The sequence below is a fragment of the Mesorhizobium sp. GbtcB19 genome (assembly GCF_019091085.1).
Taxonomy (GTDB): Bacteria; Pseudomonadota; Alphaproteobacteria; order Rhizobiales; family Rhizobiaceae; genus Mesorhizobium.
The window spans coordinates 309,412-323,344 of record NZ_JAGXJY010000002.1 but is presented as its reverse complement, the minus strand read 5'-3'; the positions used below and the strand labels follow the sequence as shown (position 1 = coordinate 323,344).

Below are 13,933 nucleotides of genomic sequence, written 5' to 3'. Positions count from 1 at the left end.
TTCACAATCGCCGGATTTCTGCCCGTTTCTGTTGACAAATCGCGGACTTGCGCCTAACTGCAACCGCGATCTTGCAAGCGCGCGGCGCCTGCCGCAACACGTGTTGCGATTTTCCCGAACCAGCCAAAGACATCAAACACTTGTCCTCAGACACCACGACCGCTCAAGAAGCGTTGACATTCTCGGACCTTGGCCTTTCGCCGAAGGTCCTCTCCGCAGTCTCAGATGCCGGCTACACCAAGCCGACTCCGATCCAGGCTGGCGCCATCCCGCACGCGCTGCTCGGCAAGGACGTGCTGGGAATCGCCCAGACCGGCACCGGCAAGACCGCGTCCTTCGTGCTGCCAATGCTGACGCGCCTTGAAAAAGGCCGGGCGCGAGCCCGCATGCCGCGCACGCTGATCCTGGAGCCGACCCGCGAGCTCGCCGCGCAGGTCGAGGAGAACTTCGTCAAATACGGCAAGAACCACAAGCTGAACATCGCGCTCCTGATCGGCGGCGTCTCGTTCGACGAGCAGGACAAGAAGCTCGAGCGCGGCGCCGATGTACTGATCGCGACGCCCGGCCGCCTGCTCGACCACCGCGAGCGCGGCAAGCTGCTGCTCAACGGCGTCGAAATCCTCGTCATCGACGAGGCCGACCGCATGCTCGACATGGGCTTCATTCCCGACATCGAGCGCATCTGCGAAATGATCCCGTTCACGCGCCAGACGCTGTTCTTCTCGGCGACGATGCCGCCGGAGATCACCAAGCTCACCGAGAAGTTCCTGCACGCGCCGGTGCGCGTCGAGGTCTCCAAGGCCGCCTCCACCGCGACCAGCATCACGCAGCGCCTGGTGAAGTCCGGCAACAAGCCCTGGGAGAAGCGCGAAACGCTGCGCAACCTGATCAAGGCCGAAGACGCCGACCTGAAGAACGCCATCATCTTCTGCAACCGAAAGGTCGAGGTGTCGGAACTGTTCCGCTCGCTGTTGAAGCATGATTTCGACGCAGGCGCCCTGCATGGCGATATGGACCAGCGCGCCCGCATGCAGATGCTCGCCAATTTCCGCGACGGCAAGCTGCGCTATCTCGTTGCCTCGGACGTCGCGGCGCGCGGCCTCGACATTCCCGATGTCAGCCACGTGTTCAACTACGACGTGCCGATCCACGCCGAGGACTATGTCCACCGCATCGGCCGCACCGGCCGTGCCGGACGCGCCGGCAAGTCCTTCACCATCGCCACGCGCTCCGACACCAAATATGTCGACGCCATCGAGAGGCTGATCGGCACCAAGATCGAATGGCATGACGGCGACCTGTCGACCGTGACCGAAAGCGAAGGCGAGGAGCAGCCGCGCCGTGGCCGCGGCGCGCCGCGTCGCGCCGGCCGCAAAGACGAGGACCGCAAGGATCGCGGCGAGCGCAAGAAGGACCGTCACGCCAAGCGCGACGAGACGCCCGAGGCCGCGCGCGAGGAGCAGCCGGTCGCCGAAGTGGCCGATATCGCCGAGCGCCGCGCCCGCGAGGACGCGATCCGTTCCGAGAATGAGCGCAAGGGTTCGGGCAACCGCCATGAGCAGCGCGGCGACGCCCGTCCGCAGCGCGACCGCCCCGGCCGCCATCGCGAGGAAGACGACGCGACCGTCGGCTTCGGCGACGACGTGCCGGCCTTCATGCGGATCGTCGCCAAGGTCTGAGCTGCATGCCAGCGCCGGTAGAATGAAAACGGCCCCGAACGGGGCCGTTTCTTTTTTGCGGCTGCTTCGCCTGAAGCAATCCGGCCAAGGGCCCTGCCCTACATCGGGCCCGGCATCATCTTGGTCGGCTTCTCCAGCATCGGGAACTCGGCCTTGGTGCATTTCACATTCGGGTTCGTCGGTGTGAACATGCCGTTCGGATTGTCCCTGAACAGCCAGGCATGCAGGTCGTAGTGGACGAACTCCCTCGGGATGAGCGGGTAGTGTCCTTCCATCGGCCCCATGAATTTCTGGCCGAACAGCTTCGGAGCTTCCTTCACGTCCGGTGTCAAAGGAACCAGCCATTCCACGCCGACCAACTTCAAACCCTTTTTCGTCGGCTCGTAGATCAGGACGTTGGGCTTCATCGGGTCGAGCGGCTTGCCGATACTCGGGACGTTGACGAAATGGACGCCCATGGCGCCCTTGGGATAGTACATCGCCCCTTCTATCTTCTCGCCGGCATAGTAGACGCAGCCTTCGGTCGACAGATAGAGGTCGCGGATGGCGGCCGTGTAATCTTCATACTTGGCCAGCGATTTCTTCAAGGCCTCGAGGTCGGCCTTGTTGGCGTCCTCGGCCCGGGCCGCGGCGGAGCCGAGCCATGTGCCCATAAGGCCTGCCAAAACGAGGGCACCGCAGCGCCCGAGACGAGCTGTTCTTGTCATGCATTCCTCCCAGATTCCCTTGATCTGGCCGTGCAAGACCGGGGCGGCAGATGCAGATTGCGCGGCCGGTTGACCACCCCATCCCCTCTGGAACATCAGGATGGTAGTCCTTTCCTAGGTTCTGGAAAAGTATCAATTAGAACAAGCTAATGGCCTAAGACCTTCGACCCATCTTTGGGCAACGCCAAACAAAAAACGGCCCCGTAAAGGGCCGTTTTGCTTCGCGGGAAATGCGCTCTTTCGGGCGGTTTTGCCTCAGGTGAGCGGCGACAGCTGGATTTCGACGCGCCGGTTCTGCTCGCGGCCGGCGGCCGTGGCATTGGATGCGATCGGGCGCGTCTTGCCAAAGCCGGTGACGGCGAAGCGGCGCTGATCGACGCCCTGGCCGGACAGGTAGTTGGCGACGGCGAGCGCGCGACGCTGCGACAGATCGAAATTGTGCTGGTCGCCGCCGGTCGAATCGGTGTGGCCGAAGACGTCGACGGTGGTCTGGCGGAACTTCTTCAGCACCAGCGCGACCGAGTTCAGCACCGGATAGAAGCCCGGCTTCACCGCGTCCTGGTCGACGTTGAAGGTGATGTCGGACGGCATGTTGAGGATGATCTGGTCGCCGCTGCGGGTGACGCTGACGCCGGTGCCCTGCAGCTGACGGCGGAGCTCCGCCTCGTTCTGGTCCATCGTCGCGCCGATCGCGCCACCGGCAAGCGCACCGATGCCGGCGCCGATCAGGGCGTTGCGGCGGTCATTGCCGCCGGCGAGCAGACCGAGGCTGGCACCGGCCAGCGCGCCGAGGCCGGCACCGGCCGCCGTATTGGAGATCTTCTGGTCGCCGGTATACGGATCGGTGGTGGTGCAGGCGCTCACCAGTAAAGCCGTCGCCACGGCGACGAGCACAGTCTTCTTCATGAGATTGGTCCCTCTCCAACTCGCGGCCTTTGCGGCCGCGCCAAATCAGCCCTTCCGCAGCCTTGTAGCATGAAATGCGGCGAAAAACGGAACGGGAATGCGGCCGGCGACGTTTCGGCGATCCCTCCCGTTTCGCCGCTACCACAAATTCTTACCGTCGATGACCACCACCTCGACCTTGTCCAGATCGAAATCGTCGAACAGACGCGAATTGACGCTGATCTTCGGGTTATCGAAATCCGGCTTCCCGGTCGACCAGTCGGGCGTCTCGGTGAAGGTGCCGCAGCCGCAGGTGGCGCAGAAACCGTGCTTTACGGTCTTCGAGCCCCAGCGATAGAAGGAGACATTTCCGGGGGGGCTGGTCAGCCTGAATTGCGACGGGACGTAGTAGGCCCATAGCGCCCCCCGCTTCGAGCAGAACGAGCATGTGCATTGCGTCACCGTCTGCGGCGGCTCGGCAACCTCGAAGGTTGTCGCCTTACAGTGGCAGCTTCCCTTGATCGTCATCAAAATCACCTCTCCGTTGTCTGCCGCCACGCCGGAATTCCCCTGGTGGCAGGGCAACATAAAGAAGCGATCCTGACAACTGTCAGTCAGCAGCTTCGGCAGGTATCCTGCCGTGCTCGAAGACCCTCGCGCTTCGTGTTTGGGTTGCGAGGTCTAGTAAGAGGGCGGCGGCACGAACAGGCAGATGGTCTTGCCGGCATCGAGCCCTGCCTGATGGGCGCACCAATGGTACTCCCCGTCGGGCGAGTTCTTGACCCGCTTGTCGGCATAGGCCACCACCTCGCCCGTCCCTTTTATGACGTAGCCCTCGGGCCGCTCGCTGATCGAAGATTGCGGCACCTCCTTGCAGTCATAATTGGCGCAGCAGGCAAATGGATAGCTCCACCCCTGCGGCAACACCGCCGTGGGTTTGGCGTCGTGTGCGATGGCCGGCGGCGCCAGCACCGAGATGGCACCCACTGCGAACAGGGAAAACAAAAGTCGGCCAGCCGGTCGAGCGGCTTGGGCCGATCTTGATTTGGCAGCAGACATCGAAGCGTTCCTTTCGAGCATCAAGCGTTTTTCGCTTGCCCGTTCCCGGAACGTGTCTTCCCAGTGGCCGAATCGTCGGTCGCAGATATGCCGCATCCGGCCATAAATGCTTTTAACCCCAGCACCAAGGCTGGGCTGATTCCTCGACTGGCGCAAGCAACCGCCTGCAACGGCGATGCCGTCATTCACGCCAGCCTCTGCCGTCCAGAATCGTGCGCCGGCTTGGTTAACGAGCGGTTAGCCGCGCGGAACGGGTGCCGGACAACGGGATTCGGTTCAAGCTGGTTCCCGGCGTTCAGCCGGAAACGTGCTCATCATACTGCGGCAGGTCGTCGGTGATTGTGAACCACTTCGCCTTGGAGCCGACAAAGATGTGGGCGCTCGGGCGAATGCCTGGTTCATCGACCAGCGTTCCTATGGGGACGTGGACGTAAGCGCCCTCCCGCACCAGCGAATAGAGAAGCGAACCGCATTGCCCGCAATGCGCGTCGTGGCCGGTTTCGTCACCATAGATCAGCAGCCGGTCGCCGCCGGCGGTCAGGCGAAACTTATCGCTCTCGATGCCGGCGAAGGGCTTGAAGGCCGAGCCCGTCGTGCGCCTGCAATTGGAGCAATGGCAGTTCGCGGCATAGACGAATTCGTCCGCCACCTCGTAACTCACGGCACGACAAAAGCATTGTCCGGTAAGTTTGCGCGTCACCGGCTCTTCCTTCATGCAACGCGGGGATATGATCAGATTCAGCTCAGGCTCAGCACCACCTGAATATGGACATATCCTAGTCGAGGTCCGCCACTGCTTCGCCTGCGCCGCCCTCGATGCGATGCGAGAGCGAGGCTTCCATGAATTCGTCGAGATCGCCATCGAGCACGCTCGACGGCGAAGTGCTCTCGACACCGGTGCGCAGATCCTTCACCAACTGATAGGGCTGCAGCACGTAGGAGCGGATCTGGTGGCCCCAGCCGATATCGCTCTTCGAGGCTTCGGTGGCGTTGGCGACCGCCTCTCGCTTCTTCAGCTCTTCCTCGTAGAGCCGCGAACGCAGCATTTCCCAGGCCTTGGCGCGGTTCTTGTGCTGCGAACGCTCAGCCTGGCAGGCGACCGCTATGCCGGTCGCCAGATGGGTGATGCGCACGGCGGAATCGGTGGTGTTGACGTGCTGGCCGCCCGAACCCGAGGAGCGATAGGTATCGATGCGCACGTCAGATTCCGAGACATCGATCTCAATCTTGTCGTCGACGACAGGATAGACCCAGACACTGGAGAAGGATGTATGGCGGCGCGCGTTGCTGTCATAGGGCGAGATGCGCACCAGGCGGTGAACGCCGGACTCCGTCTTCAGCCAGCCATAGGCGTTGTGGCCCTTGATCAGCACGGTGGCGGACTTGATGCCCGCTTCTTCGCCGTCATGGACTTCCAGCACCTCGACCTTGAAGCGGCGGCGTTCGGCCCAGCGCGTATACATACGCAGGAGCATGGAAGCCCAGTCCTGGCTCTCGGTGCCGCCGGCGCCGGCATGGATTTCGAGATAGGTATCGTTGGAATCGGCTTCGCCGGAAAGCAGCGTCTCGACCTGGCGGGCCTTGGCCTCGCCCTGCATCGAGCGCAGCGCCGCCTCGGCTTCCGCGACGATGCTGTCGTCACCCTCTTCCTCGCCGAGCTCGATCAGGCCGATATTGTCTTCCAGCGCCTGGGTCATTCCCTTGACGGCGGCGATGCCGTCCTCGAGTTCCTGGCGCTCGCGCATCAGCTTCTGCGCTTCAATCGGATCATTCCAGAGGCTGGAATCCTCGGCGCGCGAATTCAGGTACTCAAGCCGCTTTACAGCCTGATCCCAGTCAAAGATGCCTCCTCAGCAGGGTTATCGCCTGCCTGATCTCGTCGACAATGTTGAGCGTTTCCGCGCGCATGGCTTTTCGTTCGGTCCTGTTCTTTTCGGTCTTTGCGGGATAGGCGCGATACATAGGCACGGCATCGCCGCCTGTAAAGCGAAATGGGCCGGCGGTTTCGCGCCGGCCCATTTCGGGAAATGCAGGACGTCAGTAGAGGCCGCCGCCGCCGCTCTGGATGGCCTGGTTGGCCTGCGGCGACAGCGCCCCGGCAGCGTTGGAGCCGTCGGCGCCCATGCCGATCACCCAGTAGCTGTCGGCCGGGCCGGTGCCGGGCTTGAATGCCTCGATGATGGTGTCGGGAGCGCCTTCGGCGGCGCGCATGCCAGTCTTGCGGTTGATGGCGATCAGCTTCATGCCGTCCGGGACCTGGAAATCGGTGTTCGGCTTGCCGTCGAGCGCAACGCGCATGAAATCCTTGAAGATCGGGGCCGCCAGGCCGCCACCGGTCGCGCCCTTGCCGAGGCCTTTCGGCGTGTCGAAGCCCATATAGAGGCCGACGACGAGGTTCGGGGTGAAGCCGATGAACCAGGCGTCCTTCTCGTCATTGGTCGTGCCGGTCTTGCCGGCGATGTGGCGGCCGAGCTCGCCGATGGTGGCGCCGGTGCCGCGCTGGACGACGCCCTCCATCATCGAGGTGATCTGGTAGGCCGTCATCGGGTCGAGCACCTGCTCGGAGTTGTCGACCAGTTCCGGCTCGGGCTGGTTCTTCCATTCGGTGGCGTTGCAGCCTTCGCAGCCGCGCTCGTCCTGCTTGAACACCGTCTTGCCGTAGCGGTCCTGGATGCGGTCGATCAGCGAGGGTTTGATCGATTTGCCGCCATTGGCCATGATCGAATAGGCCGACACCATGCGCATGACGGTTGTTTCGCCCGAGCCCAGGGCCATCGGCAGATAGGGCGCCAGATGATCGTAGACGCCGAAGCGCTCGGCATATTCCACGACCAGCTTCATGCCCATGTCGTTGGCGAGCCGCACCGTCATAAGGTTGCGCGACTTCTCGATGCCGGAACGCAAGGTGGCCGGGCCGGCGACCGTGCCGTCATAGTTCTTCGGCGTCCAGGTGGTGTTGCCGCTCTGGATAGTGATCGGACCATCCATGATCACCGAGGCCGGCGTATAGCCATTGTCGAGCGCCGCCGAATAGACGATCGGCTTGAACGAGGAACCGGGCTGGCGCATCGCCTGGGTCGCGCGGTTGAACTCGGACTGCGCGTAGGAGAAGCCGCCGACCATGGCCAGCACGCGGCCGGTATGCGGATCCATGGCGACGAGACCGCCCTCGACCTCCGGCACCTGGCGCAGCATGTAGGTGTTGTCCGAGCCTTCGTTCTTCTGCACGAAGACGACGTCGCCGGGCTCCAGCACCTCGGCCGGAGACTTCGCCCTGACGGACTTGCCGTTGACGAAGTGGCGCATGGCGAAGCCCATGTCGTCCTTGCTGACGGTGCCCTGGACGCGGTCCTTGACGAGATCGCCCGAAATCTGCCGCGTCGGCTGGATGCCGATGGTCAGGCCGGTCGCCGAACTGTCGAGCACGACGGCAAGCGTCCATTCCGGCACGTCCTCGAGGCCCTTCACATTGCCGAGCGGCACGCCCCAGTCGCCGGAAACGTCGATATGCGTCACCGGACCGCGATAGCCGCGCAGCATGTCATATTTGAGCAGACCGTTCTGCAGCGACTTGCGCGCGATGAGCTGGATGTTCGGATCGAGCGTGGTGCGCACCGACAGGCCGCCCTCGTAAAGCGCATTCTCGCCGTAGCGGGCGATGATCTGACGGCGGACTTCCTCGGTGAAGTACTCGCCGGCAAACAAATAGGAGCCGTTGCGGCGCGGCGACACGCCGAGCGGCTCGGCCTTGGCCTTGTTGCCCTCCTCGCGGGTGACGTAGCCGTTCTCGACCATCTGGTCGATGACCCAGTTGCGGCGCTCGATCGCGCGGTCGGCATGCTTGAAGGGATGGTAATTGTTCGGGCCCTTCGGCAGCGAAGCGAGATAGGCGGCTTCCGCGACCGTCAGCTCGTTGACCGACTTGTCGAAGTAGGTGAGCGCGGCGCCCGCCACGCCATAAGCGCCGAAGCCGAAAAAGATTTCGTTGAGATAGAGCTCGAGAATGCGGTCCTTGGAATAGGCCTGCTCGATGCGGAAGGCCAGGATCATCTCCTTGATCTTGCGCTCATAGGTCTGATCGGAGGTGAGCAGGAAGTTTTTCGCCACCTGCTGCGTGATCGTCGAGGCGCCGACCTGGCGCCGTCCGGAGCCAAGGTTCTGGAAGTTGACGATGATGGCGCGGCCGAGGCCGGTGATGTCGATGCCCGGGTGGTTGTAGAAATTCTTGTCCTCGGCCGACATGAAGGCGGCCTTGACGCGGTCCGGGATCGCCTGGATCGGCAGGTAGAGACGCCGCTCGCGCGCATATTCGGCCATCAGCGAGCCGTCCGAGGCGTGAATGCGCGTGGTTACCGGCGGTTCGTATTTGGCCAGCACCTCATAGTCGGGCAGGTCCTTCGCAACATGGCTGATATAGATGGCGACACCGGCAGCCACCAGCAGCGCCAGCGTGGTGCCGATGCCAAAGAAATAGCCGATGAGACGAATCATGCCCGCTCCAGTCCGAGGTTCGGGAATTTCCTAAACGAAGCCGACAGTCGCGCAAGCTTCCAGGGGCGGTCCCAATCCGCAATCAAAGACCCATGTCGCCACCATGTGGACAAAATACGGCAGCGCGAAATTTCAGGACTCGGTTGCCCGATAATAACGCCGGGTGTTGTCGTCATGCAACGCTGCTTGTGGTTGTAGCCGTCCGCCGGTTGTGAGCGGGTGCGGCCACTCAGCCGCCCGTCGCGGTTCCGGTTTTGGCCGCGGCGAACAGCGCAACCGCGTTGGTGATGCTTTGCGCCGCCTTGCCGCGCCAGTCGGCATTGAGCAGTTGCGCCTCGTCCTTGGCATTGGAGAGGTAGCCGAGCTCGACCAGAACGGACGGCACGTCTGGAGCCTTGAGCACCCTGAAGCCGGCCGAACGCTGCGGATTGTTGATGAGGCCGACGCTGGTTGACAGTTGGCCGACCAGCGTATGGGCGAAGCTCATCGAGAAACCGTGGGTTTCACGGCGGATCAGGTCGATCAGGATGTCGGTGACTTCCTTGTTGTCGTCCTCGATCTTCATTCCGGCGAACTGGTCGGACAGGTTTTCGCGATCGGCAAGCGCCTGGGCCTCCGGATCGGAGGCCTTGTCCGAGAGCGTGTAGACGGTGGCGCCGCGAAGGCCCTTGACCGCGATCGTATCGGCGTGGATCGAGATCAGCAGGTCGGCCTCGTGCTGACGGGCGATGCGCACGCGCTCGTCGAGTTGCAGGTACACGTCGCTGTCGCGAGTCATGTAGATATCGTATTTGCCGACCGCGGCCAGCTTTTCGCGCAGTTCCTCGGCAAAAGCGAGCGTGACGTCCTTCTCGACCGTGCCGGCGGAGCTTTCGGCGCCGCCATCGACGCCGCCGTGGCCCGGATCGATAACCACCGTGAAGCGATGGCCGGGCGCCGAGATCGGCCCAGTGCCGACCCGCTCGCCTTTTTGGGTGGAAACCGTCGAACCGGTCGTCAGCGATTGGTTGGCCAGAGCCGCGTCAAACTCCCGCTCGGAGGCGGCCGACATATCGATGGCGATACGGTAGCCGCTGCCATCGTCATTCTTGAGTACGTCGAGCTTGTCGACGGCAAAGGGTCCCTTGCCGGTAAGGATCAGACGCGAACCATGTCCCTGATCGCCGTAGCGAACAGCCCGCACGAGGCCGCGCGGCTTCACATCCTTGGCCTCAAGCGCGAATCGCGTCCGCGGCAGATCGACAACCAGGCGATTGGGGCCGCGCAGCAGGAACCATTTAACGTCCGGCTCGCGGTCAAAATTCACCACGATGCGCATCTTGGTGGCGTCGCCGGCCATCTTGTAGCCGGTCGCGCCAAGCAGGGTGTCGGCGCGCGCGGCGGCGGTGAAACAGCACAGGATCGTCAGCAGCAAGGCGGCCCAGGCCATGCGCGGGAAATGCGCCGCGGCCCCACCCATCTTGTTTGCGGTCCCCGCCAGTCCCATCTGTTTTCCGTCGCTCCCGGTTTGGCGCATCGCGCCCGGTCTTCTCGCAGAGTGCCCGTCAGCCCGCCAACTCGATTAACGATTGGTATTCAGAGAAGGTTAACCAAGCCTTTAATGGAGTAAGATGAAGGACACCTTCCCTTGCGGAAGCGCTTTTTGCCGGCATCCGAAATCGGGGTTGCCTTCCATCCCGCCAAATCATAAAAGCGACGTTGGATCACTGCAATCCTGGAACCGCTCGCCTCAGCAGTTTCCTGCCAAAGGTCGGATGCAAAGGCGGCTCCTTTACCCTTCCAGGCTCAGGTGGTCGCGACGATTTTCGCAGGCGTGCCCTCGTGGCGGGGGAATCGCTTGCGTGAGGAAAACGGCCGGGTGTGCCCCGCGCCGGCTCTTTACGAGCAAACAAGCTGGTCCGGCTCTGCCCGGGCTTTGGTTCAAAAGGTTCTGCTGGGTGCCGATGGCTTCAAGCGCAATCATGGAAAGGTCCGCATCAAACCGCGCCATAATGGCTGCGGGCGGCACCGCCATTGCGCTCAAGCGGCGGCCGGCGGACATTCAATTATCCGGCATGCACACACATACAGGCGCACAGCGGCGGGCTCTGCCACGCCAGCCGCGGCTGTCGGCTGCCGGCAGGAAACAAAATAATGCCCAACAAGATGCTGATAGACGCCTCCCACCCGGAGGAAACACGCGTTGTTGTCGTTCGCGGTAACCGCATCGAAGAATTCGACTTTGAATCCCAGGACAAGAAGCAGCTCAAAGGAAACATCTACCTCGCCCGCGTAACCCGCGTCGAACCTTCCCTCCAGGCAGCCTTTGTCGAATATGGCGGCAACCGTCACGGTTTTCTCGCCTTCAGTGAAATTCACCCCGACTACTACCAGATCCCGGTCGCCGACCGTCAGGCTCTGCTGCGCGCCGAAGCGCAGGAAGCCGAGGACGAAGACGACGAGGAGGCCGAGAACGGCGAGGAGCAGCAGGCGCGCGATCGTGGCGGCCGGCGCAACCGGCGGCGCGGCGGCAAGAACCGCGACCGTGGGGAGCACAAGCACGCCGCCCCGGAAAACGAGGAGGGTCAGACTGAGGCCGTAGCCGCCCGCGAAACCGCCGGCGAGATTGCCGACGCCGACGACGATGCCGCCGAGGCTTCCGCCGAGACTCCCGAAAACTCCGCTGAGGCCGTCGAAGTCGCAGCGGTGTCGGAAACGGCTGAGCAACCCGACGCCGAGGCCGACGACGCCACGGACGACGAGGATGGCAAGCCCTCCGAAGGTGGCCCGACCTCGATTGCCGCGAGTGTCGAGGCCGACGTGATTTCCGAGGCGGTCCCGCAGGCGGATCAACCGGAGCAGACCGGCCCCGAGCAGATTGGCGAAGCCGCCGGCAGCGACAATGATCGCGGCATGCTGGAGGAAGTCTCGTCCGCGCATTCGGACGAGCATGAGGTGGAATCGGTCGGCGCCGAGGATGCGCTCGAAGAGATCCGCAACCGCCGCAAGCCGGTACGTCGCCAGTACAAGATCCAGGAAGTCATCAAGCGCCGCCAGATCCTCTTGGTGCAGGTGGTCAAGGAAGAGCGCGGCAACAAGGGCGCGGCGCTCACCACCTACCTTTCGCTTGCCGGCCGCTATTCGGTGCTGATGCCGAACACCGCGCGCGGCGGCGGCATCTCGCGCAAGATCACCAACGCGCAGGACCGCAAGCGCCTGAAGGAGGTCGTGGCCGACCTCGAAGTGCCGCAGGGCATGGGCGTCATCCTGCGCACCGCCGGCGAAAGCCGCACCAAGGCCGAGATCAAGCGCGATTACGAATATCTGATGCGGCTTTGGGAAAACGTCCGCAACCTGACGCTGCAATCGTCGGCCCCTGCCCTGGTCTATGAGGAAGGCAGCCTGATCAAGCGCTCGGTGCGCGACCTCTACAACAAGGATATCGACGAAATCCTGGTCTCCGGCGAAGACGGCTACCGCGAGGCCAAGGACTTCATGCGCATGCTGATGCCGAGCCACGCCAAGGTGGTTCAGCCGTTCCGCGACACGACGCCGATCTTCGTGCGCAACGGCATCGAGGCGCAGCTCGACCGCATGCTGCAGCCGCAGGTGACGCTGAAGAGCGGCGGCTACATCATCATCAACCAGACCGAGGCGCTGGTTTCGATCGACGTCAATTCCGGCCGCTCGACCAAGGAGCACTCGATCGAGGAGACCGCGCTCCACACCAATCTGGAAGCGGCCGAGGAAGTGGCGCGGCAGCTCCGGCTGCGCGACCTTGCCGGCCTCATCGTCATCGACTTCATCGACATGGAGGAGAACCGCAACAACCGCTCCGTCGAGAAGCGGCTGAAGGATCACCTCAAGAACGACCGCGCCCGTATCCAGGTCGGCCGTATCTCGCATTTCGGCCTGATGGAAATGTCGCGCCAGCGCATCCGCGCCAGCGTGCTGGAATCGACCATGAAGCCCTGCCCGCATTGCGGCGGCACCGGCCATGTGCGTTCCGATTCCTCCGTGGCGCTGATGGTGGTGCGGGCGATCGAGGAATTCCTGCTCAAGGATTCGCGCAGCCACATCATCGTGCGCACGCCGGCCGCGACCGCGCTTTACGTGCTCAACCACAAGCGCGCCAATCTGGTCGAGCTCGAGGCTCGCTTCGGCCTGACGATCACCATCGAGGCCGATGAAACGCTGGGCACCCAGCACTACGCGATCTTCCGCGGCGCCATCGCCGAGAAGCCGGAAGGCTTTGTCGAGGTGCGCAGCCTGCCGGCCTATGTCGAGCCGGAAGAGCCCGAGGACGAGATCGTCATCGAGGAAGAGGACGAGGTTGCGGTGCAGGCTGAGCAGCCACGCCACCCGCAGCAGCAGGGCCAGCACCAGCAGCGTTCCGAGGACGGCGAAGGCCGTGATCGCAAGCGCCGCAAGCGCCGGCGTCGGCGCGGCGGCAGGGATCGCGACCGCGAGCACAATGGCGATGCCGCGACGGCGCCGACCGAGGCTGCCGAGGCCGACGATGATGCAACGGAAGAGGCAACCGAGGAAGTGACCGCCGGCGGCGAAGCCGAGGCGGCCGCAACGGAGGATGGCGCCGGCAAGAAGCGCCGGCGCGGCAAGCGCGGCGGCAAGCGCAACCGCCGTGACGACGAGGCTTCGGAGGAAGCTATCGGCGACGTCGTGCACGAGGCCGCTGAAGGCGAGGACGCCGCCGGCGAGCCGGCGGTGGCAGCCACGCCCGAGCCGCCTGCCGCTTCCGCGGCCGCCAACGACGACGCCGAGGTTGCCGAGAAGCCGAAGAAGCCCCGCCGTTCGAGAGCAAAGAAGGCCACCGAGGAAACGGTGGCGGAAACGGTGTCCGAGCCTGTGGCGGAAGCCCAGGTTGCGCCCGCGGCGGTCGAGCCGGTGGCTGCCGCTCCGGCGCCCGAGGCCGAACCCGCCGCCAACGCTCATCCGACGCGCCGCAAACCGCAGTCGATCGACGCGCCGGTTGTTCCCGTCGTGTCCTCGAACGTGTCCGAAGAGGCCAAGACCGAAGAAAAGCCGAAGCGTGCCGGCTGGTGGCAGCGCAAAGGTTTCTTCTAAGCTTTTCAAATTGTTGGACTGATTTCTTTGCAAAAATCCCGCGCCGCC

Annotated in this window: 10 protein-coding genes; 2 read left to right on the top strand and 8 right to left on the bottom strand. The window is 63.6% G+C overall.

Features of this window, described 5'->3' with window-relative positions:
- Positions 1–140 precede the first annotated feature (140 nt).
- Positions 141–1,679 (top strand): DEAD/DEAH box helicase, encoded by a 1,539-nt coding sequence (locus KVT37_RS05560; RefSeq protein WP_217570487.1) that lies wholly within the window; start codon positions 141–143, stop codon positions 1,677–1,679.
- A gap of 98 nt (positions 1,680–1,777) precedes the next feature.
- On the opposite strand, the gene KVT37_RS05555 is transcribed toward KVT37_RS05560, so the two are convergent.
- The 8 genes from KVT37_RS05555 to KVT37_RS05520 all read right to left on the bottom strand — a co-directional run bounded on the left by KVT37_RS05555 (position 1,778) and on the right by KVT37_RS05520 (position 10,280).
- Entirely contained in the window at positions 1,778–2,386 is a 609-nt protein-coding gene (locus tag KVT37_RS05555) for a hypothetical protein (RefSeq protein WP_217570485.1), read from the bottom strand.
- A 255-nt stretch (positions 2,387–2,641) separates the two neighbouring features.
- On the bottom strand, positions 2,642–3,292 hold the full coding sequence (locus KVT37_RS05550) for an OmpA family protein (protein WP_112099652.1): 651 nt from the start codon (positions 3,290–3,292) through the stop codon (positions 2,642–2,644).
- 138 nt (positions 3,293–3,430) lie between these two features.
- Positions 3,431–3,799, bottom strand: coding sequence for a GFA family protein (locus tag KVT37_RS05545; RefSeq protein WP_217570483.1), 369 nt, complete (start codon positions 3,797–3,799; stop codon positions 3,431–3,433).
- 153 nt (positions 3,800–3,952) lie between these two features.
- Entirely contained in the window at positions 3,953–4,330 is a 378-nt protein-coding gene (locus tag KVT37_RS05540) for a hypothetical protein (RefSeq protein WP_127230189.1), read from the bottom strand.
- Positions 4,331–4,625: 295 nt separating this feature from the next.
- The gene (locus KVT37_RS05535) at positions 4,626–5,045 is read right to left on the bottom strand and encodes a GFA family protein (RefSeq protein WP_217570481.1); all 420 of its coding nucleotides are present in this window, start codon (positions 5,043–5,045) and stop codon (positions 4,626–4,628) included.
- A gap of 61 nt (positions 5,046–5,106) precedes the next feature.
- Positions 5,107–6,238 (bottom strand): peptide chain release factor 2 gene (gene prfB, locus KVT37_RS05530; RefSeq protein WP_217570479.1). Its coding sequence is split into 2 segments (ribosomal slippage): positions 5,107–6,171 and positions 6,173–6,238, totalling 1,131 coding nucleotides; the frame shifts between segments, so codons are not numbered across the junction.
- A 129-nt stretch (positions 6,239–6,367) separates the two neighbouring features.
- Positions 6,368–8,821 carry a penicillin-binding protein 1A gene (locus tag KVT37_RS05525; protein WP_217570478.1) on the bottom strand — a complete coding sequence of 818 codons (2,454 nt, stop codon included), beginning with the start codon at positions 8,819–8,821 and terminating at the stop codon, positions 6,368–6,370.
- 229 nt (positions 8,822–9,050) lie between these two features.
- The gene (locus KVT37_RS05520) at positions 9,051–10,280 is read right to left on the bottom strand and encodes an N-acetylmuramoyl-L-alanine amidase (protein ID WP_254633825.1); all 1,230 of its coding nucleotides are present in this window, start codon (positions 10,278–10,280) and stop codon (positions 9,051–9,053) included.
- A 674-nt stretch (positions 10,281–10,954) separates the two neighbouring features.
- On the opposite strand from KVT37_RS05520, the gene KVT37_RS05515 reads away from it, so the two are divergent.
- Entirely contained in the window at positions 10,955–13,885 is a 2,931-nt protein-coding gene (locus KVT37_RS05515) for a ribonuclease E/G (RefSeq protein WP_254633824.1), read from the top strand.
- Positions 13,886–13,933: the final 48 nt, after the last annotated feature.